The sequence below is a fragment of the Pseudomonas monteilii NBRC 103158 = DSM 14164 genome, from assembly GCF_000730605.1.
Taxonomy (GTDB): Bacteria; Pseudomonadota; Gammaproteobacteria; order Pseudomonadales; family Pseudomonadaceae; genus Aquipseudomonas; species Aquipseudomonas monteilii.
In genome coordinates, this window is the sequence record NZ_BBIS01000038.1 from 1 (window position 1) to 23,745 (window position 23,745).

The 23,745-nt window shown below is 62.2% G+C and carries 18 protein-coding genes; 14 read left to right on the forward strand and 4 right to left on the reverse strand.

The genetic code is table 11. The annotated features are described in order from the left end of the window. From PM2_RS19640 to PM2_RS19665, 6 genes are all read left to right on the forward strand, one after another. The coding region (locus PM2_RS19640; RefSeq protein ID WP_042132308.1) for an immunoglobulin-like domain-containing protein at positions 1–7,544 on the forward strand (7,544 nt) is incomplete at its 5' end. Positions 7,545–7,689: 145 nt separating this feature from the next. Continuing rightward, complete coding sequence (locus PM2_RS19645) at positions 7,690–8,031, forward strand: hypothetical protein (RefSeq protein WP_016714389.1); 342 nt, start codon at positions 7,690–7,692, stop codon at positions 8,029–8,031. 198 nt (positions 8,032–8,229) lie between these two features. Next, entirely contained in the window at positions 8,230–9,129 is a 900-nt protein-coding gene (locus tag PM2_RS19650; RefSeq protein WP_016714390.1) for a TauD/TfdA dioxygenase family protein, read from the forward strand. A 17-nt stretch (positions 9,130–9,146) separates the two neighbouring features. Continuing rightward, the gene (locus tag PM2_RS19655) at positions 9,147–10,166 is read left to right on the forward strand and encodes an ABC transporter substrate-binding protein (RefSeq protein WP_016714391.1); all 1,020 of its coding nucleotides are present in this window, start codon (positions 9,147–9,149) and stop codon (positions 10,164–10,166) included. 6 nt (positions 10,167–10,172) lie between these two features. Continuing rightward, positions 10,173–11,036: an ABC transporter ATP-binding protein gene (locus PM2_RS19660; protein ID WP_016714392.1), complete on the forward strand. Its 864-nt coding sequence runs from the start codon at positions 10,173–10,175 to the stop codon at positions 11,034–11,036. Between the two features lie 14 nt (positions 11,037–11,050). Continuing rightward, positions 11,051–11,914: an ABC transporter permease gene (locus tag PM2_RS19665; protein WP_016714393.1), complete on the forward strand. Its 864-nt coding sequence runs from the start codon at positions 11,051–11,053 to the stop codon at positions 11,912–11,914. A gap of 56 nt (positions 11,915–11,970) precedes the next feature. Here PM2_RS19665 and PM2_RS19670 read toward each other — a convergent pair whose 3' ends face one another. Next, positions 11,971–12,531 (reverse strand): WCX domain-containing protein, encoded by a 561-nt coding sequence (locus PM2_RS19670; RefSeq protein ID WP_016714394.1) that lies wholly within the window; start codon positions 12,529–12,531, stop codon positions 11,971–11,973. Between the two features lie 207 nt (positions 12,532–12,738). Between PM2_RS19670 and PM2_RS19675 the strand changes: the two genes are divergently transcribed. From PM2_RS19675 to PM2_RS19705, 7 genes are all read left to right on the forward strand, one after another. Beyond that, a complete protein-coding gene (locus PM2_RS19675; RefSeq protein WP_016714395.1) occupies positions 12,739–13,533 on the forward strand; it encodes a tetratricopeptide repeat protein in 795 nt (264 codons plus the stop codon). Positions 13,534–13,659: 126 nt separating this feature from the next. After that, complete coding sequence (locus tag PM2_RS19680; RefSeq protein WP_019097416.1) at positions 13,660–14,112, forward strand: MarR family winged helix-turn-helix transcriptional regulator; 453 nt, start codon at positions 13,660–13,662, stop codon at positions 14,110–14,112. After that, positions 14,109–16,196, forward strand: coding sequence for an FUSC family protein (locus PM2_RS19685; protein ID WP_016714397.1), 2,088 nt, complete (start codon positions 14,109–14,111; stop codon positions 16,194–16,196). Before PM2_RS19680 ends, PM2_RS19685 begins: the two co-directional genes overlap by 4 nt. Then, complete coding sequence (locus PM2_RS19690) at positions 16,193–16,405, forward strand: DUF1656 domain-containing protein (protein ID WP_003255905.1); 213 nt, start codon at positions 16,193–16,195, stop codon at positions 16,403–16,405. Before PM2_RS19685 ends, PM2_RS19690 begins: the two co-directional genes overlap by 4 nt. Beyond that, positions 16,402–17,277: an efflux RND transporter periplasmic adaptor subunit gene (locus PM2_RS19695; RefSeq protein WP_019097418.1), complete on the forward strand. Its 876-nt coding sequence runs from the start codon at positions 16,402–16,404 to the stop codon at positions 17,275–17,277. Before PM2_RS19690 ends, PM2_RS19695 begins: the two co-directional genes overlap by 4 nt. Further along, a complete protein-coding gene (locus tag PM2_RS19700) occupies positions 17,274–18,692 on the forward strand; it encodes an efflux transporter outer membrane subunit (RefSeq protein ID WP_016714399.1) in 1,419 nt (472 codons plus the stop codon). The genes PM2_RS19695 and PM2_RS19700 overlap by 4 nt, the downstream gene beginning before the upstream one ends. 120 nt (positions 18,693–18,812) lie before the next feature. Further along, positions 18,813–20,744, forward strand: coding sequence for a cytochrome c/FTR1 family iron permease (locus PM2_RS19705; RefSeq protein WP_028699568.1), 1,932 nt, complete (start codon positions 18,813–18,815; stop codon positions 20,742–20,744). 27 nt (positions 20,745–20,771) lie between these two features. Here PM2_RS19705 and PM2_RS19710 read toward each other — a convergent pair whose 3' ends face one another. Further along, positions 20,772–21,017, reverse strand: coding sequence for a TIGR02647 family protein (locus PM2_RS19710; RefSeq protein ID WP_016714401.1), 246 nt, complete (start codon positions 21,015–21,017; stop codon positions 20,772–20,774). Between the two features lie 69 nt (positions 21,018–21,086). After that, entirely contained in the window at positions 21,087–21,389 is a 303-nt protein-coding gene (locus PM2_RS19715; protein ID WP_016714402.1) for a hypothetical protein, read from the reverse strand. Between the two features lie 147 nt (positions 21,390–21,536). On the opposite strand from PM2_RS19715, the gene PM2_RS19720 reads away from it, so the two are divergent. After that, the gene (locus PM2_RS19720) at positions 21,537–22,199 is read left to right on the forward strand and encodes a glutathione S-transferase (protein WP_028699567.1); all 663 of its coding nucleotides are present in this window, start codon (positions 21,537–21,539) and stop codon (positions 22,197–22,199) included. Positions 22,200–22,233: 34 nt separating this feature from the next. Here the strand turns inward: PM2_RS19720 and argH are convergent, their stop codons facing one another. Further along, on the reverse strand, positions 22,234–23,628 hold the full coding sequence (argH, locus tag PM2_RS19725) for an argininosuccinate lyase (protein WP_016714404.1): 1,395 nt from the start codon (positions 23,626–23,628) through the stop codon (positions 22,234–22,236). Between the last annotated feature and the right edge of the window lie 117 nt (positions 23,629–23,745).

The following is a 23,745-nucleotide window of genomic DNA, read 5'->3' on the forward strand; positions in this document are numbered from 1 at the left end:
CCAATGGCACCGTGGGCACCACCACTGTTACCGCACCGGACAACGTCTACATCGGTACCAACGACTCGATCGTGAAATCGATCGCTTCGGTCAGCGGTGACGATGTCGGCAAGTTCGAACAGCTGACCCTGGACAAGGCGCCGGTGATCACCACCGTCACCGACGAACCAGGCTCGGGCACCCCGGGCACTGGCAACGAAGGCGATCTGGTACTGGTGACCATCACCGCCGACCAGACTTCGGTGGCCGAGAACGTCAAACCAACCTTCACCGTGCACATCAACCAGCCGCTGGACCACGACCTGGTCGTGACCCTGAGCAACAACGCTCAGGTCACCATCAAGGCCGGCGACACCAGCGCCCCGTACGAGCACGCTGCACAGGGCGATGACGTTTACAACGACGCTGGCCAGATCAGCGTGGGCATCAAGTCCGCTGTGGACGTTGACGGCCGTACCTTCGAGAACCTGGAACTGGGCGGCGCTGCGAAAGTGGATGTCACCGACACCACCGACGAAGTCGTGGCCAAGCTGACCGCGACCCCTTCGGTGACCGAAGGCGGCGAGATCACCTACACCATCACGCTGACCAACAAAGACGGTCTGCCGATCAACAACCACTCGGCACTGACCTTCACGCTGAGCGACGGTAAAACTGTCATCACCGTGCCAGCCAACGGCACCGTGGGCACCACCACTGTCACCGCCCCGGACAACGTCTACACCGGTACCAACGACTCGATCGTGAAATCGATCGCCTCGGTCAGCGGCACCGACGTCGGCAAGTTCGAGCAACTGACCCTGGACAAGGCGCCGGTGACCACCACCGTCACCGACGAACCAGGCTCGGGCACCCCGGGCACTGGCAACGAAGGCGATCTGGTACTGGTGACCATCACCGCCGACCAGACTTCGGTGGCCGAGAACGTCAAACCAACCTTCACCGTGCACATCAACCAGCCGCTGGACCACGACCTGGTCGTGACCCTGAGCAACAACGCTCAGGTCACCATCAAGGCCGGCGACACCAGCGCCCCGTACGAGCACGCTGCACAGGGCGATGACGTTTACAACGACGCTGGCCAGATCAGCGTGGGCATCAAGTCCGCTGTGGACGTTGACGGCCGTACCTTCGAGAACCTGGAGCTGGGCGGCGCTGCGAAAGTGGATGTCACCGACACCACCGACGAAGTCGTGGCCAAGCTGACCGCGACCCCTTCGGTCACCGAAGGCGGCGAGATCACCTACACCATCACGCTGACCAACAAAGACGGCCTGCCGATCAACAACCACGGCGCCCTGACCTTCACGCTGAGCGACGGCAAGACCGTCATCACCGTACCGGCCAATGGCACTACTGGTTCGATCACTGTGACTGCCCCGGACAACGTCTACGTCGGCACCAACCCAGCGGTGGTTAACTCCATCGCGACCGTTGCAGGCGCTGACGTCGGTAAGTTCGAGAAGCTGACCCTGGACAAGACGCCGGTCAGCACCACCGTCACCGACGAGCCAGGTACTCCAGGCAACCCAGGCGGTAACAACGAAGGCGATCTGGTCAAGGTCACCATCACCGCCGACCAGCCTTCGGTGGCCGAGAACGTCAAACCGACCTTCACCGTGCACATCAACCAGCCGCTGGACCACGATTTGGTCGTGACCCTGAGCAACAACGCGCAGGTCACCATCAAGGCCGGCGACACCAGCGCGCCGTACACCCACGATGCGCAGGGCGATGACGTCTACAACGACGCCGGCAGCATCAGCCTGGGTATCAATTCGGCGGTGGACGCCACCGGTGCGACCTTCGAGAACCTGCAACTGGGCGGCAACGCCTCCGTTCAGGTCACCGACACCACCGATGAGGTGGTGGCCAAGCTGACCGCGACCCCTTCGGTCACCGAAGGCGGCGAGATCACCTACACCATCACGCTGACCAACAAAGACGGCCTGCCGATCAACAACCACTCGGCACTGACCTTCACGCTGAGCGACGGTAAAACCGTCATCACCGTGCCGGCCAATGGCACTACCGGTTCGATCACCGTCACTGCGCCGGACAACGTCTACGCCGGTGCCAACGATCCAGTGATCAAGTCGATCGCTTCGGTGGACGGCGCTGATGTCGGCAAGTTCGAGCAACTGACCCTGGATAAGACGCCGGTCAGCACCACCGTTACCGACGAGCCAGGTACTCCGGGCAACGAAGGCGATCTGGTGCTGGTCACTATCACCGCCGACCAGCCTTCGGTGGCCGAGAACGTCAAACCAACCTTCACCGTACACATCAACCAGCCGCTGGACCACGACCTGGTCGTGACCCTGAGCAACAACGCGCAGGTCACCATCAAGGCCGGCGACACCAGCGCGCCGTACACCCACGATGCGCAGGGCGATGACGTCTATAAAGACTCGGGCGAAATCAGCCTGGGTATCAATTCGGCGGTGGACGCCACCGGTGCGACCTTCGAGAACCTGCAACTGGGCGGTGCGGCTACCGTCCAAGTCACCGACACCACTGACGAAGTCATGGCCAAGCTGACCGCGACCCCTTCGGTCACCGAAGGCGGCGAGATCACCTACACCATCACGCTGACCAACAAAGACGGCCTGCCGATCAACAACCACGGCGCCCTGACCTTCACGCTGAGCGACGGTAAAACCGTCATCACCGTACCGGCCAATGGCACTACCGGTTCGACCACCGTCACCGCGCCGGACAATGTCTACACCGGCACTAACGACTCGATCGTGAAATCGATCGCCTCGGTCAGCGGCACCGACGTCGGCAAGTTCGAGCAACTGACCCTGGACAAGGTGCCGGTGACCACCACCGTCACCGACGAACCAGGCTCGGGCACCCCGGGCACTGGCAACGAAGGCGATCTGGTCAAGGTCACCATCACCGCCGACCAGCCTTCGGTGGCCGAGAACGTCAAACCGACCTTCACAGTGCACATCAACCAGCCGCTGGACCACGACCTGGTCGTGACCCTGAGCAACAACGCTCAGGTCACCATCAAGGCAGGCGACACCAGCGCGCCGTACGAGCACGCTGCACAGGGCGACGATGTCTACAAAGACGCCGGTGAAATCAGCCTGGGTATCAAGTCGGCAGCCGACATCGGCGGCCGTACCTTCGAAAACCTGCAGCTGGGCGGCGCTGCGAAAGTGGATGTCACCGACACCACCGACGAAGTCGTGGCCAAGCTGACCGCGACCCCTTCGGTTACCGAAGGCGGCGTGATCACCTACACCGTGACCCTGACCAACAAAGACGGCCTGCCAATCGACAAGCACGGTGCGCTGACCTTTACCCTGGACGATGGCAAAACCACCATCACCATCCCGGCTAACGGTACAACCGGCACCGCTACGGTCACTGCTCCGGACAACGTCTACACCGGCACCAACGCTCCGGTAGTGAAGGCTATCCAGTCGGTCACGGGTGCTGATGTCGGCAAGTTCGAGCAACTGATCCTCGACAAGACCCCGGTCAGCACCGCCGTCACCGACGAGCCAGGTTCGGGCACTCCAGGCACCGGTAACCAGGGCGACCTGGTGCTGGTCACTATCACGGCCGACCAGACCTCGGTCGCCGAGAACGTGAAGCCGACCTTCACCGTGCACATCAACACGGCGCTGGCCAACGACCTGGTCGTGACCCTGAGCAACAATGCCCAGGTCACCATCAAGGCTGGCCAGACCAGCGCGCCATACGAGCACGCTGCGCAGGGCGACGACGTCTACAAAGACGGCGGTGAAATCAGCCTGGGCATCAAGTCGGCTGCCGACATCGGCAACCGTCCGTTCGAGAACCTGCAGCTGGGCGATGCGGCGAAAGTCACCGTCACCGACACCACCGACGAAGTCATCGCGAAGCTGACTGCTACCCCGTCGGTCACTGAAGGCGGCGTGATCACTTACACCGTGACCCTGACCAACAAGGACGGCCTGCCGATCAACAACCACTCGGCCCTGACCTTCACGCTGAACGATGGCAAGACCACCATCACCGTGCCGGCCAACGGCACCGTGGGCACTACCACCGTCACCGCGCCGGACAACCCGTACGTGGGTGCCAACGACCCGGTTGTGAAGTCGATCGCTTCGGTCAGCGGCACGGACGTCGGCAAGTTCGAACAGCTGACTCTGGACAAGGCGCCGGTCACCACCACCGTGACCGACGAACCAGGTTCGGGCACACCGGGTACGGGCAACCAGGGCGACGTCACTACGGTCGGCATCACCGGTACCACTTCGCTGACTGAAGGTGAAACTGGCCAGTACACGCTGACCCTGAGCAATGCGTCCAAGTCCGAAGTCACCATCACGCTCAGCTACAGCGGCACCGCCAAGAACGGTGAGGACTTCTCTGGTGTCACCACCGTGAAGATCCCGGCCAACAGCACAGGCACGACGTTCAACATCGCTACCATCGACGACAAGCTGGTCGAAGGTACCGAGAACTTCACCGTGAAGATCGAGACCGCCACCGGTGGTACCTTCGAGAACCTGCAGGTTGACAGCACCAAGTCGAGCGTGACCACTGCCATCCTCGACAACGACCACCTGCCGGTTTCGCCCGGTGGCGCGGTGTTTGGTGTGGAAGACACTGACTACGTGTTTGCATGGAGTGATTTCAAAACCACCGATGCCGATGGCAACACTGGCTTGTCCGTAACCATTACCTCGCTCCCGGCCGCCGGCACCCTGCAGTTCTTCAACGGTACGGCATGGGTGAACGTGACGGTCAACCAGGTGATCAGCCAGGCCGACATCACTGCCAATAACCTGAAGTTTGTGCCGGCTCTCAACCAGTCGGGCGCGGACAACTATGGCGGCAACGGCGTAGGCAACCAGCAGGCCGACTACGCGCAGTTCAAGTTCAAGCCGAACGACGGCACCAACCTGGGCAGCGAAGTGACCATGAAGGTCGACATCAGCCCGGTTGCCGACAAGCCGACCCTGAGCTTCGGCAGCGCTGATATCGACTCCAAAGGCCTGACCAAGGAAGTCTGGAACACCCTGAAAAACCTGGGTACTGGTGGTAATGGCATTACCGGTGACGACCTGAAGACGGTCTTTGCCAACTCTGGCAGTGCCAACTCCAGCAGCACCATTACCAACGTGCAGTCCGATGGCAGCGTCACCGCTGGCACCGGTTCGAAGACCTCGGGCCTGATCTACCTGGAGGCAGGCAAGACCTATACCTTCAGCGGTACCGCTGACGACAGCTTCGTGCTCACGATCGGTGGCAACACTGTGGTCACGGCTACCTGGGGTGCTGGTGGCAAGATTTCGGGCACCTTTACCCCGACCACCAGCGGTTACTACCCGATCGAGGTCTACCATGCCAACCAGTCCGGTCCAGGCAGCTATGACCTGAACATCCAGGTAGGCTCGGGTACTGTCACCGACCTGAGCAGCTCGAACATCAAGATGTACCAGAACGTGACCGAGATGGCCAATGCTGGCCTTGGCGTATCCGATCTGCACACCGTGAATGGTCAGAGCTACTACGACGGCTACAAGCTCAACGAAGGGCCGGAAGGTGGCTCGGTGAAACTGGTCGGTATCTCCACCGCCCTGACCGATACCGACGGCTCGGAAACCTTGAACGTAACCCTCAGCGGCATTCCGAAAGGGACCGTGCTGAGCGATGGTGCTGGCCATACCGTAACGGTAGGCAGTAGCCCGGTTGATGTGACGGGCTGGAAACTCAGCAGCCTGACACTGACTCCGCCGGCCTACTACAAAGGCTCGTTCGACATCACGGTCACCTCGACTGCCACCGAAAGCCTGGGCGGCTCGGCCACCACTACCGGCAATATTCCGGTGACGGTGTATGCCGCAACCTACAAGGCCAGCGTGGGTACCTCGGGTAACGACACGATGACCGGCAGCGAAGGTAACGACATCGTCGTCGCTGACGTGGCGGGCCTGAACGTGGTTCAGGGCAAGAACTACAACATCGCCTTCATGGTCGACAGCTCGGGCAGTATGAGCGACAAGTCGATTGCCGACGCGAAGACGCAGCTGGCTTCGGTGTTCAATTCGCTCAAGGCCAGCCTGGGTTCCGACACCTCGGGTACCGTGAACATCTTCCTGGTCGACTTCGACACTCAGGTGAACAAGAACGTGGCGGTGAACCTTGCCGACCCGGATGCCCTGAGCAAGCTGCAGGCGGTACTGAACTCGATGGTGGGTGGCTACAACGGTGGCGGTACCAACTATGAAGACGCGTTCAAAACCACGTCCAACTTCTTCAACAGCACCATGGCCACCAGCAATAAAGGTGCAGAGAACCTGACCTACTTCATTACCGATGGTAAGCCGACGTATTACCAGAGCGGGGAGAACACCAACCCTAGTCTGTGGAAGAATGGCAAGAACCTGGACGATGTGGTCAACGTCAACAACTACAAGATGGGCGATACCTTCAGTGCCTGGGCCGACGCGACGCACAAGGTCGAGATCAGCAGCAGTGGCGTAGTCAAGGTGCTGACATACTCCGAGAACCGCTGGGGTACGCTGGTGCTTGACTCCACCAAGACGGTCGGCACCCTGCATGCACAGGGCGATGGCACCTACGAGTTCTCCAACCTGGGCGGTACTGGCTACGCAGAGTACTGGAACTATGTGGACTCGGCGGCAGGCTCCACCGCGAGTTTCGCTGTGCTGGGTGGCACCAGCGGCTTGAGCAAAGTCCAGGCTATCGGCCTGAACAGCGATGTCACGCTGAACGACTTGAAGCCATACGACAGCGCCGGCAAGCCGCAGACCAACATCGACCCGTCCGACCTGGCGAAGGCGATTCTCGGTCACACCGAAGCAACGGTGCCAGGTGCCGACACCATTGATGGCGGCAACGGCAATGACATCATCTTCGGCGACTTGATCACCCTCAACGGTGTTGTCAGCGAGGGTTACCAGGCCATGCAGACTTACGTCGCGCAGAAGAGCGGTGTCGAGGTCAGCTCCGTTACCACCAGCAATGTCCACCAGTACATCACCGAGCACTACACCGAGTTCGATATCTCCGGTGCCAAAGACGGCAACGACATCCTGTCGGGCGGCAATGGCAACGATATCCTCTTCGGTCAGGGTGGTAACGACACGCTCGATGGCGGCAAAGGTAATGACATCCTGCTGGGCGGCACCGGCAATGACACCCTGATCGGTGGCCAGGGCAACGATATCCTGATCGGTGGCAGCGGTGCCGATACCTTCGTGTGGAAGGCGGGCGACATCGGTAACGACGTCATCAAGGACTTCAAGGTGGCCGAGGGCGACCGTATCGACCTGAAGGACCTGCTCCAGGGCGAGAAGGGCAGCACCATCGACAACTACCTGAAGCTCACCACGGTGGAAGGCACGACGACGCTGCAAGTCAGCAGCGAAGGCAAGCTGAACGCCGAAGGTGGTATCGCCAACGCTGACGTGACCATCAAGCTGGAAGGGGTGAACTGGTCCAACACCACGATCAACTCGTTGATCAGCGGTGCCGACCCAACCATCATCATCCACAACAAAGACAGCTGATAGACCACCGGGGCCGCTTAGCGGCCCCGGCTCTTTCCTGCCATCTGCCAACAGCGCATACTCTTGCGCCGGGCCTGCGTGCCTGGCGATCTTTGCCTATGCTGCTGTCTACCAACAAGGAACCAACGTGACGAGGGACACCGCCATGTTCTACGTGCAACGCGACGCCGCTGGCCAGTTGCTGCGGGTAGAAGCAGCCGCTTTTGACCAGTTCACCGAAATGCTCCCCGCCGACCATGCCGATGTTCAGGAATGGTTCGCCGATGACGTTGTGGAAAACAGCCTGAACCAGCTCAAGCAAAGCGACCTGGACATGATCCGCGTGCTTGAAGACCTTATCGATGTGCTGACCGCCAAGGGCCTGTTCAAAATCACTGACTTGCCCCCAGGCGCGCAGGCCAAGCTGCTCAACCGCTCCACGGCACGCAAGGCGCTCAGCAGCCTGAACAACCTCATCGACGAAGAAGAGCAGGGCGGGTTGATCTGATCGCAGGCCGCCCCGTCCTCAGTGCTATGGTTATGCGTTAAAGGTATTTAAAATATTGCTCTTATGACTTTATAGTCGCTTCCACTGCGTACCCGTCGACCAATCGATGCGCCGCACGACTTGAACCCACACGGGAAAACCCCGTGCGTTTCTGATCGTTGCGCGCCATTGAAGTCGCGCACTGCGTGGGAGTGAAAAATGTCAGCCGCCTTGAACGCCTTGTCGACCATCGACAGCGCCCAGCCGCAAGTTTTCGAAGTTCGCCCCTTCTCGGGTGCCGTCGGCGCCGAGATCATAGGCCTGGACCTGGCCAAACCGGTCAGCGCCGAAGATTTCACCCGTGTCCATCGCGCCCACCTCGACCACCATGTGCTGGTGTTCCGCGACCAGCGCATCAGCCCGGAACAGCAAATCGCCTTCAGCCGCCGCTTCGGTGAGTTGCAGATTCATGTGCTCAAGCAGTTCCTGCTGACTGGCCACCCCGAGATCCTGATCGTTTCCAACATCATCGAAAATGGCCAGAACATCGGCCTGGGTGATGCCGGCAAATTCTGGCACTCCGACCTGTCGTACAAGGAGCTGCCAAGCCTCGGTTCCATGCTGCATGCCCAGGAACTGCCCAGTGAAGGCGGTGACACCCTGTTCGCCGACATGCACAAAGCCTGGGATGCTGTACCTGACGTCCTGCGCAAAGTGGTCGAGGGACGCAGTGCCGCTCACTCCTACACCGCTCGTTACGCCGAGACCAAATTCGAAGGCAACTGGCGCCCGACCCTGACTGCCGAGCAACTGGCGCAGGTAAAGGAAGTCATTCACCCGGTGGTCCGCACTCACCCGGAAAACGGCCGCAAAGCCCTGTTCGTCAGTGAAGGCTTCACCACCCGCATTGTCGGCCTGCCAGACGACGAAAGCCGTGACGTGCTGCAGCAGCTGTATGCCCTTAGCGTGCTGGAGCAGAACATTTACCGCCACCAGTGGCAGCCCCATGACCTGGTGTTCTGGGATAACCGCTCACTGATCCACCTGGCCACCGGCTGCCCCGCGCACCTGCGGCGCAAGCTGTACCGCACCACCATCCAGGGCGATGCCCCGTTCTGACGACTGAGGAAATCATCATGCGCAAATCCATCAGCCGCCTGGCGGCAAGCATCGGCCTGGGCGCAAGCCTGGTCATCGGCAGCCTGACCGCCCCCGCCGTGGCCCAGGCCGAAGGCAAGATCCGCATTGCCGAACAATTCGGCATCGTCTACCTGCTGCTGAACGTGGTGCGTGACCAGCACCTGATTGAGAAACACGGCAAGGAGCAGGGCATCGACATCGAAGTCGACTGGGCGCAGCTGTCGGGTGGCTCGGCCATCAACGACGCACTGTTATCCGGTTCGGTGGACATCGCCGGCGCTGGCGTCGGGCCGCTGTTGACCGTCTGGGACCGCACCAAGGGCCGGCAGAATGTGAAGGCCGTGGCTTCGCTGGGCAACTTCCCGTACTACCTGGTCAGCAGCAACCCCAACGTGAAGACCATCGCCGATATCTCCGACAAAGACCGTATCGCCGTTCCGGCGGTGGGTGTTTCGGTGCAGTCGCGCTTCTTGCAATACGCCGCTGCTCAGCAGTGGGGCGACAAGGAATACAACCGCCTCGATAAATACACCCTGGCCGTGCCACACCCGGACGCCACCGCCGCGCTGCTGGCGGGCGGCACCGAGCTGAACGGGCACTTCTCCAACCCGCCGTTCCAGGACCAGGTGCTGGCCAACAAGGACGTGCACGTAGTGCTCAACAGCTACGACCTGCTCGGCCCCAACTCGCCGACCTTGCTGTTTGCTACCGAGAAGTTCCGCAAGGACAACCCCAAAACCTACAAGGCCTTCGTCGATGCTCTGGCCGAAGCCGCAGACTTCGCCCAGAAAGACAAAGCGGCTGCCGCCGACACCTATATCCGCGTAACCAAGGCCAAGATCGACCGCGACGCGCTGATCAAGCTGATCGACAACCCACAGTACGAATTCACCGTTACGCCCAAGAACACCTACAAGCTGGCCGATTTCCTCTTTCGGGTAGGCGCCATCAAGCACAAGCCGGAGTCGTGGAAGGACTACTTCTTCCAGGATGAACGCCCGCTGCAGGGGAGCTGACCGATCATGACCGCCCCATTGCCAGGCCACACGGCCAGCAACCTGAGCCGTGTCGCAACGCCGCCTTTGCTCAAGGTGGATAACCTCAGCCTCGAATACCGCACCGCGCAACGCGTGGTGCGGGCCACCCATCAGGTCAGCTTCGAAGTCGACCGCGCTGATCGTTTTGTACTGCTCGGTCCCTCCGGCTGTGGCAAGTCCACCCTGCTCAAAGCCGTGGCCGGTTTTATCCAGCCGCAAGAAGGGCAGATTCTGCTGCAGGGCCAGACAGTGCGTGGCCCAGGCCCCGACCGCATCGTGGTGTTTCAGGAGTTCGACCAGTTGCCGCCGTGGAAAACGGTGAAGCAGAACGTCATGTTTCCGCTGCTGGTATCTGGCCAGCTCAAGCGCGCAGAGGCGGAGGAGCGGGCGCTGCATTATCTGGAAAAGGTCGGTCTGGCCGCCTTTGCCGATGCTTATCCACACACGTTGTCCGGTGGTATGAAGGCACGTGTGGCAATTGCCCGGGCCTTGGCCACCCAGCCCAAGATCCTGTTGATGGATGAGCCGTTCGCCGCCCTGGATGCACTGACCCGGCGCAAGATGCAGGAAGAGCTGTTGCTGCTGTGGGAGGAGGTGCGGTTCACCCTGTTGTTCGTCACCCATTCCATCGAAGAAGCACTGGTGGTTGGCAACCGTATCCTGCTGTTGTCGCCGCACCCGGGGCGAGTGCGTGCCGAAGTGCACAGCCACCAATACAACCTGGGCAGCCTGGGTGGTAGCGACTTCCAGGCCAGTGCCCGGCGTATTCACCGTTTGCTGTTCGACGAGGCGGATACCCCTGAGCAGGCTGACGACCTTGGCTTCAACGATATCCGCATCGCCTACTGACAGGAGCTTCAGCCATGACCACTACACCTGTACGCCAGGAATACGAGGTGCAGCTGGAGCCGTTGCTCAGTGTGCCTTTGGAACGACAACTGCCGTTGGCCCAGCGCTTGTGGCAGCAAGGCTGGCTGCGCAAGGCGGTTATCCTGCTGGGAATCGCCATGCTGTGGGAGGCCGTAGCCCGTTATCAGGGTAACGACCTGCTGCTGCCAGGCTTCTTGCAAACCGCCGCCGCCCTGTGGGACGGCCTGGCCAGCGGTGAACTGCCCGCCAAAGTCGGGGTTTCGCTGGTGATACTGCTCAAGGGCTATGTGCTGGGTATCGTCCTGGCCTTTGGCCTGACCAGTCTGGCGGTTTCGACCCAGCTGGGGCGGGACCTGCTAGGTACGCTGACGTCGATGTTCAACCCGTTACCGGCCATTGCGCTGTTGCCACTGGCCTTGCTGTGGTTTGGGCTGGGCGACAACAGCCTGATTTTCGTGCTGGTGCATTCGGTGCTGTGGGCGTTGGCGCTCAATACCTACGCCGGCTTCCTTGGCGTGTCGGAAACGCTGCGCATGGCTGGCCGCAACTATGGCCTGAAAGGGCTGCGGCTGGTGTTGCACATCCTGGTGCCGGCGGCCTTGCCGTCGATCCTGTCGGGGCTGAAGATCGGCTGGGCGTTTGCCTGGCGTACCCTGATCGCTGCCGAACTGGTCTTCGGTGCCAGCAGCGGCAAGGGCGGGCTCGGCTGGTACATCTTCCAGAACCGCAACGAGCTGTATACCGACAAGGTGTTTGCCGGGTTGGCGGTGGTGATCTTGATCGGTTTGCTGGTGGAGGGGCTGGTCTTCAACACCCTGGAGCGGCTGACCGTGCGGCGCTGGGGGATGCAGCGCTAGGCCGTGAGCCTGTACTGGCCCTTTTGCCGGTGGCCCCGCGCAAGGGCCAGTACAGGCTACAGATTCTGGTACTGAGCAGCTGCATTGCTCAGAATCTTGCCAATCTCTCCCCGCAATTCTGCAGGCTGCTCCACCACCACCCCATCCCCATGGCTCAACAGCCACCAGCGCAATGGCCAGCCGTCACTCACCGTGGCCCGCAACCGATGCCCATGCTCCAGTGCCGTCAGCTGCATATCGTTGCTCAACGGTGCAACCCGCAACTGCCGCGCCAGTGCGTCGCTGATCCGCGCCACCAGCTCCACACCTTTACCCTGCGCCGGTTGCAACGCGTCCCCCCGCAGGTGCGTCAGCAAGTCGAAATTACCGCGCAATTCGCCCACCGCACTTGCCGACCAGTGCCAGCCGAACGGTATGCTCTTGTCATTGCGTTCGAGCGGAAATATCAGCGAAAGCTCGTTGAGGTCACGCTCGACCGTGCGTTTGCTGACCGTGAAGCCCACGTCACGCAGGCGCCACACCAACTCGGCGCTGGTTATGCCTGGGGAGCGGCTGGGCAGCTGGCGCAGCAGTGCCCACTGTCGGCTGAGGGTGGCGCGGGTGGTGGCGAACGGCAAAAGATAACGTCCTTGTCTAGGCTTGCCGCAATAGGATGGCGGCACGCGAGGGGCATGGCAATTGGCCACAGCCTGCTCAGATCAAGGAAGTCGCATTTGGTTGCCTGGTACCGAATCGTTCGCGACAGGTTTTGACGTGACGTCACGCAGAATCACGCCTCATCACAGCCGAAGGTTGGGGTTGTGCGTCGTTCAATGAGGATGAACATGTCTGCTGCCAGCAATATCCATTCGCTGCTTGCCCGCCTTCTGCCCGAGCGGGTCATAGCTCCACCGACCCCCGTCGGGAGGCGGCTACCCCTGTTCGCCGGCGTGGGCTTGCCCAGCCAGCGCTCATTGCTGGTCAACCGCCTGGATGAGGCCAGTGATCTGCAGGCGGTATACGTCGACCTGCGCCGTCAGGCATTGCAAGGCAGTGTGGCGGCCCTGAACGACCTCGGCTGGATCTGGCTCAACGGAAAGTACTGGCGCGCCGATACCGTGCTGGCCGGTCACCTGCTGCGCATGGCTGCTCTGCAGGGCAATGCCGCCGCCTGGTTCAATCTCGGGCAGCAGCATTATTTTGGCAAAGGCATCGACCCCTCCTACGTGCAGGCGGCGGAGTGCTACCGGCAGGCCTTCGAACGGGGCATGTTGCACGCGGCTGCAGCATTGGGTGACCTGTATGAGGAGGAAGTGTGCGATGGCGACCAGGATTGGCAGGTCGACTTGGTGCAGGCTTACCAGTGGTTCATGCGCGGGGCCGAGCGGGGTGAGGCACGCTGCCGTTTCGAGGTGGGTTACCGGTTGATGCACGGGCTGTATGTGGATGCCGACCTCAAGGCCGCGTTGTACTGGCTGGAGCTGGCGGCCGCGGCGGGGGTGGTACAGGCAGCCGAGGAGTTGGCGGTGCATTTCAGCAGCCGGGACGCGGTGCGCTACCAGGAGTGGCGGGACCGGGCGGTGCAGATGGGCAGCACACTGGCACTGACCATGAAGCTGGAGGACCAGATCCAGCCATAAGGCCGCGCAAAATCCCCGGCATGAACAACAATTCATTCATGCCCCCCGTCACCCCCTGTTGACGACAGGGGTAGGGCAAGGCGTATATTGATAGTTAGCAAACTATGAATATCCTTGGTTCCTTCCATGTCCCTTGATCTCCTGCGCCTGCAAGTCAGCAGCGGCATGGTGGTTGCCGCTCGCCACTGGCGGCGCATCTGCCACACCGCCCTGACCGGTTACGGTATTTCCGAGGCCTGCGCCGCGCCTCTGCTGATGATCGTGCGCCTGGGCGATGGCGTGCATCAGGTGGCTGTTGCCCAGGCTGCCGGCCTCGAAAGCCCGTCGCTGGTGCGCCTGCTCGACCAACTGTGCAAGGCCGGCCTGGTATGCCGCAGCGAGGACCCACTGGACCGCCGCGCCAAAGCCCTGAGCCTGACCGCCGAAGGCCGCGCCCTGGCCGAAGCCATCGAAACCGAGCTGGTTCGCCTGCGCCGCGATGTGCTGAACGGCATCGACCAGGCCGACCTGGAAGCTGCCTTGCGCGTGCTGCGTGCCTTCGAAGCGGCCGGCCTGGGCAGCACGGGCGGGGCGGCATGAACGGTTTCTTCAGCTCAGTCCCCCCGGCGCGTGACTGGTTCTACGGCGTGCGTACCTTCGCTGCCTCGATGATCGCCCTGTACATTGCGCTGCTCATGCAGTTGCCACGTCCCTACTGGGCGATGGCCACGGTGTACATCGTCTCTAGCCCGTTCGTCGGCCCGACCAGTTCCAAGGCCCTGTACCGCGCAGTGGGCACCCTGTTGGGGGCCGGTGGCGCGATTTTCCTGGTGCCGCCACTGGTGCAGTCGCCGTTGTTGCTGAGCATCGCCATTGCCTTGTGGACGGGCACCTTGTTGTTCCTTTCGCTGAACCTGCGTACGGCCAACAACTACGTGCTGATGCTGGCCGGTTATACCCTGCCGATGATTGCGCTGGCGGTTGTGGATAACCCGCTGGCAGTGTTCGACGTGGCATCGTCCCGTGCGCAGGAAATCTGCCTGGGTATCGTCTGCGCGGCAGTGGTCGGTGCCATTTTCTGGCCGCGCCGGCTTGCCCCTGTGGTGGTGGGCGCCACCGGTAGCTGGTTCACCGAAGCGATCCGCTACAGCGACACCTACCTGGCCCGCGAAGTCAGTGCCGACAAGGTCGGTGGCATGCGCGGGGCGATGGTCGCCACCTTCAACTCGCTGGAGCTGATGATCGGCCAGCTCGGCCATGAAGGCGCCGGCCCGCATACGCTGAAAAACGCCCGTGAGTTGCGCGGGCGCATGATTCATCTGCTGCCAGTGATCGACGCCCTTGATGACGCACTGGTTGCCCTGGAAGGCCGTGCCCCGGCGCAGTTCGTTCAGCTTCAGCCACTGCTTGAAGCTGCCCGCGAATGGCTCAAAGGCACTGCCGAAAGTGCTTCGGTCGCACGCTGGACCGCACTGCATGAACAGATCGATCGCCTGCAGCCCGGCGCTGCCGCGCTCGACCAACGTGCCGAGCTGCTGCTGTCCAACGCCCTGTACCGTCTGAGCGAATGGGCTGACCTGTGGCAGGACTGCTGTACCCTGCAACATGCCCTGCGTACCGACGATACCAAGCCTTGGCGCGCGGTGTACCGTCACTGGCGCCTAGGCCGCCTGACGGCGTTCTTCGACCGTGGCCTGATGCTATATTCAGTAGCCTCCACCGTACTGGCGATCGTTGTCGCCTGCGGCCTGTGGATCGGTTTGGGCTGGAACGACGGCGCCAGCGCGGTGATCCTCGCCGCTGTGTCATGCAGCTTCTTTGCCGCCATGGACGACCCGGCACCGCAGATCTACCGGTTCTTCTTCTGGACGCTGATGTCGGTCATCTTCTCCAGCCTGTACCTGTTCCTGGTGCTGCCCAACCTGCACGACTTCCCGATGCTGGTGCTGGCCTTCGCCGTGCCGTTCATCTGCGTCGGCACCCTGACCGTGCAGCCGCGCTTCTACCTGGGTACCTTGTTGACCATCGTCAACACCTCGACGTTTATCAGCATCCAGGGCGCCTACGACGCCGACTTCTTCACCTTCCTCAACTCCAACCTGGCCGGCCCCGTGGGCCTGCTGTTCGCTTTCATCTGGACCTTGGTAATGCGCCCGTTCGGTGTGGAACTGGCGGCCAAACGCATGACCCGCTTCGCCTGGCGCGACATCGTCGAAATGACCGAACCCGCCACCCTGGCCGAGCACCGCCAGGTGGGTGTGCAAATGCTCGACCGCCTGATGCAGCACCTGCCGCGGCTGTCGCAAACCGGCCAGGACAGCGGCGTGGCACTGCGCGACCTGCGCGTAGGGCTAAACCTGCTCGACTTGCTCGCCTACATGCCGCGTGCCGGCCAGCAAGCCCGCGAACGCCTGAACACGGTGGTCGAGGACGTTGGCGCACACTACGCCGCCTGCCTGCGTGCCGGTGAACGCCTGCATGCCCCGGCCGCGCTGCTACGCAACATGGAGCGCGCACGCCTGGCGTTGAACCTGGATGAGCTGTACGAGCGCGGCGATGCCCGCACCCACCTGCTGCATGCCCTGAGCGGCCTGCGACTGGCGCTGTTGCCGGGTGTGGAAGTGATGCTCGAACCCGCCGAACAACCGCAACTGCCCCCCGGCCTCGACGGAGCCCCCCTGTGATTGGTGAACTGGATATCAGCGGGGTGTTCCTGCCCACGCTGCTGGTGATGATGTTTGGCACCTACCTGTTGTTCCTGGGGGTGCACGCGGTGCTGGTGCGCCTGCACTTTTACCGCCTGGTCTGGCACCGGGCGTTGTTCAACGTTGCTCTGTATGCCGTGCTGCTTGGCGCGGTGGACCACTTTTGCCGAAACCTGATGCTGCCATGAAAAAACCTTTGCTGACTCTGGGCCGTGTGGTCCTGACCTTGCTGGTAGTGACCTTCGCCGCCGTGCTCGTGTGGCAGATGGTGGTGTACTACATGTTTGCCCCCTGGACCCGCGACGGCCACATTCGCGCCGACGTGATCCAGATTGCCCCGGATGTGTCCGGGTTGATCCAGAAGGTCGAGGTGCGCGACAACCAGACCGTCAAACGCGGCGACGTGCTGTTCACCATCGACCAGGACCGCTTCACCCTGGCCCTGCGCCAGGCCAAGGCCACCCTCGGTGAGCGGCAGGAAACCCTGGCCCAGGCCTCGCGCGAAGCACAGCGCAACCGCAAGCTGGGCAACCTGGTGGCCGCCGAGCAACTGGAAGAAAGCCAGTCCCGCGAGGCCCGTGCCCGCTCGGCTGTCAGCGAGGCACAGGTGGCGGTCGATACCGCCCAGCTCAACCTCGACCGCTCGGTGGTGCGCAGCCCGGTAGACGGCTACCTGAACGACCGCGCCCCGCGTAATCACGAATTCGTCACCGCCGGCCGTCCTGTACTGTCCGTGGTCGACAGCGCTTCGTACCACGTCGATGGCTACTTCGAAGAAACGAAGCTGGGCGGTATCCAAATCGGTGATGCCGTGGACATTCGTGTGATGGGCGACAACACCCGCCTGCGTGGCCATGTGCAAAGCTTCGCTGCCGGCATTGAAGACCGCGACCGTAGCAGCGGCGCCAACCTGCTGCCCAACGTCAACCCGGCGTTTAGCTGGGTGCGCCTGGCCCAGCGTATTCCGGTGCGCATCGCCTTCGACGAAGTGCCGGCAGACTTCCGCATGATTGCCGGGCGCACTGCCACGGTGTCGATCATCGAGGGCCAACACCCATGAAACAGCTGATCCTGGCCGGCCTGTGCCTGTCGCTTGGGGCCTGCATGATGGTGGGCCCGGACTATGAGGTGCCGCAGGACGGGGCGGTACAACGTAGCGACCTTAACGGCCCGTTGCGCCAGGATGCCGACAGCGTGGTCTCGGCACCAGTGCCTGAGGACTGGTGGCAGCTGTATCAGGATCAACGGCTGAACGAACTGGTGCGCCAGGCTTTGAGTGCCAACACCGAATTGCGCGTAGCCGCCGCCAACATCGCCAAGGCCCGCGCGCAGGTTGAAGTGGCCGAATCGCAAGGTGGCTTCAACGGCGGCGTCAAACTGGGTGCCCAGCGCCTGCAGGAGTCGGGTGAAGCCTTCCTGCTGCCCGAGAAGGTGCCGGTAGCCAACATCGGCGAGGCCATCATCAGCGCTTCGTATCAGTTCGACCTGTGGGGCACTTTCAAGCGGGGTACCGAGGCTGCCAAGGCCAACGCCGACGCAGTGCAGGCCGCTGCCGACACTGCCCGCATCACCCTGGTGGCGGATGTGGTCAAGGCTTACACCCAAGTGTGCTCGGCCAACGAGGAATACCACATCGCCCGCGAGTCGCTCGATTTGCAGGAGCAGAGCGTGAAGCTGAACCAGCGCTTGCGTGATGCCGGGCGTGGCGATGAAACCCAGGTCACCCGGTCGCAAACCCAGTTCAAGTCGTTGCGTGCCGAACTGCCGCGTTTCAAGGCAGAGCGCGAGACCGGCATGTATACCCTGGCGGCTCTGCTGGCCAAGCCTGTTGACCAGTTGCCTGCCGGTACCGCCGATTGTGCCGAGCTGCCGCACCTGAACCAACTGGTGCCAGTGGGCGATGGCGCCGCGTTGCTCAAGCGCCGTCCAGACGTGCGTCAGGCCGAGCGCCAGCTGGCTGCGGCCACTGCCTACATCGGTGTTGCCACCGGCGCGTTGTACCCCGACATCAGCATCGGCGCCCAGGTTGGCACCATCGGCATCCTGGAGAACCTGGGCGAGCCCGCGACCAACCGCTGGGGCTTTGGCCCGCAGATCAGCTGGAGCATCCCTACCAACGGCACCCGTGCGCGCATTCGCATGGCCGAAGCCTCTACTCAGGCGGCCTTGGCAAACTTTGATGGCGTGGTGCTGAACGCCATTCGCGAAACCCAGACCCGCCTGGCGCAATACAGCGCGTTGCTGGACCGGCGCGATGCGCTGGCCGAGGCAGAAAAATCGGCCAAGGAAGCGGCGGACCAGACGCACCGGTATTACCAGGCGGGGCGTGAGTCGTTCCTGGCGGATTTGCAGGCGACGCGGACCTATACCGACATGCGTGCGCAGCTGGCTGCGGCCAATAGCCAGGTGGCGATGGGGCAGATTGGGGTGTTCCTTGCCCTCGGTGGTGGCTGGAAGGATACCGCCAGGCCTTGAGGCCCAATCGCCAGCAAGCCAGCTCACAAGTTCCGCGAATCTCCGCCCCATCAGATTTGTAGCAAGATTTTTCATGAATTCCGCCAAGCACCCTTGAGGGAAACCAAGTCGGAGTGAACAATGTTCTCTTTCGCATTCCCTCCGAGACTGGCCATGAAAACCCGTTCCCGTCTGCTTGCCTGGCTTCTGTGGCCGGTGCTGGCGCTGTGCAGCACCATGGCGATGGCCGAAGCCCCCGCCGAGGCCACCAAGGCCTTGCACCTGCTTGATTACATTGGCGCCGACTACCCGCCGACTGTGCGCGATGGCAAGGTGATCGACGATGGCGAATACCGTGAACAACAGGAGTTCAGCACGGTATTGGCCGACCTGGTAAAAGCCTTGCCGGCACACGCTGAGCAAACTGGGCTTGAGCAGGGTGTACAGGCGCTGCGCCAAGCCATTGATGAACGCCAGGATGGCGCGGCTGTAGCCAGGCAAGCCAGGCAACTGGGCGCACGTCTGGCGGTGGCTTATGAAGTCAGTCAGGCCCCGGTGATTACCCCGGACCCTGCCCGTGGCGCTGCGTTGTATGCGCAGAACTGCTCGATCTGCCACGGCGACACAGGCGCAGGCGATGGTCCTGCGGGTGTCGGGTTGGAGCCGGCGCCCGCTAACCTGCGTGACGCTGCGCGCCTCGACCAGTTGAGCCTGTTCGACCTCTACAACACCTTGGCCCTTGGCATCGACGGCACCGAAATGCCGTCCTTCGCCGATCAGCTGGACGACCGTCAGCGCTGGGATGTGGCCGCTTACATCGCCAGTTTCTCAGCCAACCCACAGGCCGCCAAAGGCGACAAGACCTGGAACATCGCCGACCTGGCACGCCAGACTCCAGCCGAAGTCGCCGCCAACGAAGGCAATGCGGTCGTGGAGGCATTTCGCGCCCAGCGTGCCCAGCCGCCTCAGGTCAAGCGGGGCCCGGCGCAATTGCTGGAATACACCGCCAGTACCCTGGACAAAAGCCTCGCCGCCTACCGTGCAGGCGATCACGACCAGGCCTATGATCTGTCAGTGGCGGCCTACCTGGAAGGCTTCGAACTGGTGGAAAGCTCACTGGACAACATTGACACCCAAGTGCGCAAGGACACCGAAAAATCCCTGATGGCCTACCGCCAATCGTTGCAGGATGGGCTGCCCGTGGGCCAGGCCGAGCAACGGCTGGCCGAAGCCAAGACCAGGCTCGACCAGGCCGCGAAACTGTTGGGTAGCGATGGCCTGAGCTGGTCACTGAGCTTTATCTCCGGCTTGCTGATCCTGCTGCGCGAAGGCCTTGAAGCCATTCTGGTTCTTGCGGCGATCCTGGCCTTCCTGCGCAACACCGGCCAGCAGTCGGCGGTGCGCAGCGTCAACATCGGCTGGGGCCTGGCGCTGGTTGCAGGCTTTGCCACCTGGGCGCTGGCGGCTTACGTGATCGATGTGGGTGGGGCCCAGCGCGAGCTGCTGGAAGGTTGCACGGCGCTGTTCGCTGCAGTGATGGTGCTGTGGCTCGGCGTGTGGATGCATGACCGACGCCACGCCGCAGCCTGGCAGAACTACATCAAGAGCAGCCTGGTCAGTGGCGGAGGGCGTTTCGGCTTCGCCTTGCTGGCGTTCTTCTCGGTGTACCGCGAACTGTTTGAAGTGATTCTGTTCTACGAAACCCTGTGGCTGCAGGCAGGCCCTGCCGGGCATCAGGCGGTGCTGGCAGGTGGCGCAACCGCGCTGGTGCTGTTGGTGGGGTTGGCGTGGGTGATCCTGCGTGGCTCTGCGAAGCTGCCGCTTTCACTGTTCTTCAGCATCAACGCCGCGTTGCTGTGCGCGCTGTCGGTGGTGTTCGCCGGGCATGGCGTGAAAGCGCTGCAAGAGGCCGGTGTACTGGGTACGCGACCGGTGGCGTTCTTCGAGTTCGACTGGCTGGGGATTCATGCCGATGCCTACTCGCTGTCAGCGCAGGCGGTGGCCTTGCTGGCCATCATGTTCCTGTATGGGCGCTCGCGGTTGGCGGAAAAGCGCAGGGCGGCGGCCAGCTGAGGCCGCCATCCTGAAAAACCTATTTGATCAGGCAGGTTGTGGCGCCTTGAGAATGTTCTGCAGCAGCTGGACACTTTCGACGGCGTCATGACCCAGGCTGGTCAGGTAGCCGCCATCAGGTTGATCGGTCAGCCCTTTTTCATGCAGACGTTGCGCAGCCGCGATCAGGGCAGGTGCGGCGGTGCTGGTTATCTTGATGCCTTCCTGGCTACTGTCGTGTTTGAACAGTGCGAGTACTTCCAGTTCGTCGATCAGATCGGGGGTAAAAGGCATGGCGGCTCCTGACTTCCAGACAAGGATGGCGGCACCGTCAGCGGTGCCTGACCTTGGAGTGTAGTCGGATTATTCGTCCTCGCTTTGATCCATCTCAGGCGGTAGCTCCGGCAGCGCCCGCAGGGCGTTCTCGTACCACTCGCCGTTGAACTCGCGGTCTTCCGTCAGCATGTTGTCGATCTCGAAGGCCAATACATGAGCCATCAGGTTGAGGATGTCCTCACGCTCGTAGCCGACCAGGGTCAGCTTGTTGAAGGTGGCCTTGGCCGCAGCCGGTTCGCCGCTCTCAATCTGGTTCTCGATAGCTTGGGTCAGCGTCGCCTCGGCGAAGGCTTCGTCGTCGTCATTGTCGATGTCGGTGGGCTCGCTCATGGCGTTACTCCTGTTGTGGGGCACACAGTGTGCCATGCCTGCAGCGGCAATGCCCGGGCATTGACGGGGTGCATGACGCTGGTCAGGGGCGGGCGTACGGTCTATAAAAGCCGGGCCAACCCCTTACGGCCTGGAGGCTGTTACCTCATGCTCAAGCTTTACGGATTCTCGGTCAGCAACTACTACAACATGGTCAAGCTGGCCCTGCTGGAAAAAGGCCTGCCCTTCGAGGAAGTCGCTTTCTATGGCGGCCAGGCGCCACAGGCCTTGGCAGTGAGCCCTCGGGGCAAGGTGCCAGTGCTTGAAACCGAACACGGCTTCCTGAGTGAAACCAGTGTGATCCTCGACTATATCGAACAGACCCAGGGCGGCAAGGCACTGCTGCCGGCCGACCCGTTCGGGCAGGCCAAGGTGCGTGAGCTGCTCAAGGAAATCGAGCTGTACATCGAGCTGCCGGCGCGTACCTGCTATGCCGAGTCGTTCTTTGGCATGTCGGTTGAGCCGCTGGTCAAAGAGAAAGCCCGGGCCGATCTGCTGGCCGGGTTTTCCACCCTCAAGCGTAACGGTCGCTTTGCGCCGTTTGTGGCAGGTGAGCAACTGACGCTGGCAGACCTGATGTTCTGCTTCTCGGTCGACCTGGCTTATGCCGTGGGCAAGAAGGTGCTGAACATCGACTTACTGGCGGACTTCCCGCAGGCCAAGGCGTTGTTGCAGCTGATGGGCGAGAACCCGCACATGGCGCGGATCGTGGCAGACAAGGAGGCGGCGATGCCAGCCTTCATGGAGATGATTCGAAGCGGTAAACGCTAAGGGTCCGGGGCCGCGAGGCGGCCCCGGTTCCTGATCAACGCGAGGCCAGCAATGCCTTGCCGCGAATAACCGCCGCGCGCACCTGCGCCGGCGCCGTACCACCAATGTGGTCACGGGCATTCACCGACCCTTCCAGGGTCAGCACGGCAAACACGTCCTGCTCGATCTGGTCGCTGAACTGGCGCAGTTCGTCCAGGCTCATTTCGGCCAAGTCTTTGCCAGTGTCCACGCCATACTTCACCGCGTGGCCAACGATTTCGTGGCAGTCACGGAACGGCAGGCCACGGCGTACCAGATAGTCGGCGAGGTCCGTGGCGGTGGAGAAGCCGCGCAGGGCCGCTTCACGCATGATGGCGTGCTTGGGCTTGATCGCCGGGATCATGTCGGCAAAGGCACGCAGCGAGTCGCGCAGGGTATCGGCAGCGTCGAACAGCGGCTCCTTGTCTTCCTGGTTGTCCTTGTTGTAGGCCAGCGGCTGGCCTTTCATCAGGGTCAGCAGGCCGGTCAGGGCGCCGAACACGCGGCCGCTCTTGCCACGTACCAGTTCTGGCACGTCCGGATTCTTTTTCTGCGGCATGATCGAGCTGCCGGTGCAGAAGCGGTCCGGCAGGTCGATGAACTGGAACTGCGCGCTGGTCCACAGCACCAGCTCTTCGGAGAAGCGCGACAGGTGCATCATCGCCACGCTGGCAGCGGCGCAGAATTCGATGGCGAAGTCGCGGTCCGACACGCCGTCCAGCGAGTTGCCGGCCACGGCTTCGAAGCCCAGCAGCTTGCAGGTGAGTTCGCGGTCGATCGGGTAGGTGGTGCCCGCCAGCGCGGCGCTGCCCAGTGGCATGCGGTTGGTGCGCTTGCGGCAGTCGACCAGGCGCTCGTAGTCGCGGCTGAGCATTTCGAACCAGGCCAGCAGGTGGTGACCGAAGGTGACCGGCTGGGCCGTCTGCAGGTGGGTGAAGCCAGGCATGATGGTTTCGGCTTCACGCTCGGCCTGCTCCAGCAGGCCCTGCTGCAGGCGGGTGATTTCGGCCAGGATCAGGTCGATTTCATCGCGCAGCCACAGGCGGATATCGGTGGCCACCTGGTCGTTGCGGCTACGGCCGGTGTGCAGCTTCTTGCCGGTGATGCCGATACGGTCTGTCAGGCGTGCTTCGATGTTCATGTGCACGTCTTCGAGGTCGACGCGCCAGTCGAAGTTGCCAGCCTCGATCTCGCCCTGGATGGTTTTCAGGCCATCGATGATGGTGTCGCGCTCGGCATCGCTGAGCACGCCGACCTGCGCCAGCATGGTGGCATGGGCGATCGAACCCATGATGTCGTGGCGGTAAAGGCGCTTGTCGAAATCGACCGAGGCGGTGAAACGGGCGACGAAGGCGTCGACGGGCTCACTGAAGCGGCCGCCCCAGGACTGATTGGTCTTGTCGGTGCTCATGGATTCACTCATTGCAGGCGTGAACGAAAAAGTGGCGCCGATGATAGCAGGGTTGGGCTGGCCGCCGCAGGGCGCTGGTCGAGAGAAATGCCCGGATAACGGCAGAGAACGATTTTA

Bases quoted from the DNA above. Each gene is read 5' to 3' on its own strand.
- PM2_RS19645 (WP_016714389.1), top strand. From the start codon at position 7,690: ATGTTCTACGTGCAACGCGACGCCGCTGGCCAGTTGCTGCGGGTAGAA.
- PM2_RS19650 (WP_016714390.1), top strand. From the start codon at position 8,230: ATGTCAGCCGCCTTGAACGCCTTGTCGACCATCGACAGCGCCCAGCCG.
- PM2_RS19655 (WP_016714391.1), top strand. From the start codon at position 9,147: ATGCGCAAATCCATCAGCCGCCTGGCGGCAAGCATCGGCCTGGGCGCA.
- PM2_RS19660 (WP_016714392.1), top strand. From the start codon at position 10,173: ATGACCGCCCCATTGCCAGGCCACACGGCCAGCAACCTGAGCCGTGTC.
- PM2_RS19665 (WP_016714393.1), top strand. From the start codon at position 11,051: ATGACCACTACACCTGTACGCCAGGAATACGAGGTGCAGCTGGAGCCG.
- PM2_RS19675 (WP_016714395.1), top strand. From the start codon at position 12,739: ATGTCTGCTGCCAGCAATATCCATTCGCTGCTTGCCCGCCTTCTGCCC.
- PM2_RS19680 (WP_019097416.1), top strand. From the start codon at position 13,660: ATGTCCCTTGATCTCCTGCGCCTGCAAGTCAGCAGCGGCATGGTGGTT.
- PM2_RS19685 (WP_016714397.1), top strand. From the start codon at position 14,109: ATGAACGGTTTCTTCAGCTCAGTCCCCCCGGCGCGTGACTGGTTCTAC.
- PM2_RS19695 (WP_019097418.1), top strand. From the start codon at position 16,402: ATGAAAAAACCTTTGCTGACTCTGGGCCGTGTGGTCCTGACCTTGCTG.
- PM2_RS19700 (WP_016714399.1), top strand. From the start codon at position 17,274: ATGAAACAGCTGATCCTGGCCGGCCTGTGCCTGTCGCTTGGGGCCTGC.
- PM2_RS19705 (WP_028699568.1), top strand. From the start codon at position 18,813: ATGTTCTCTTTCGCATTCCCTCCGAGACTGGCCATGAAAACCCGTTCC.
- PM2_RS19710 (WP_016714401.1), bottom strand. From the start codon at position 21,017: ATGCCTTTTACCCCCGATCTGATCGACGAACTGGAAGTACTCGCACTG.
- PM2_RS19715 (WP_016714402.1), bottom strand. From the start codon at position 21,389: ATGAGCGAGCCCACCGACATCGACAATGACGACGACGAAGCCTTCGCC.
- PM2_RS19720 (WP_028699567.1), top strand. From the start codon at position 21,537: ATGCTCAAGCTTTACGGATTCTCGGTCAGCAACTACTACAACATGGTC.
- argH (WP_016714404.1), bottom strand. From the start codon at position 23,628: ATGAGCACCGACAAGACCAATCAGTCCTGGGGCGGCCGCTTCAGTGAG.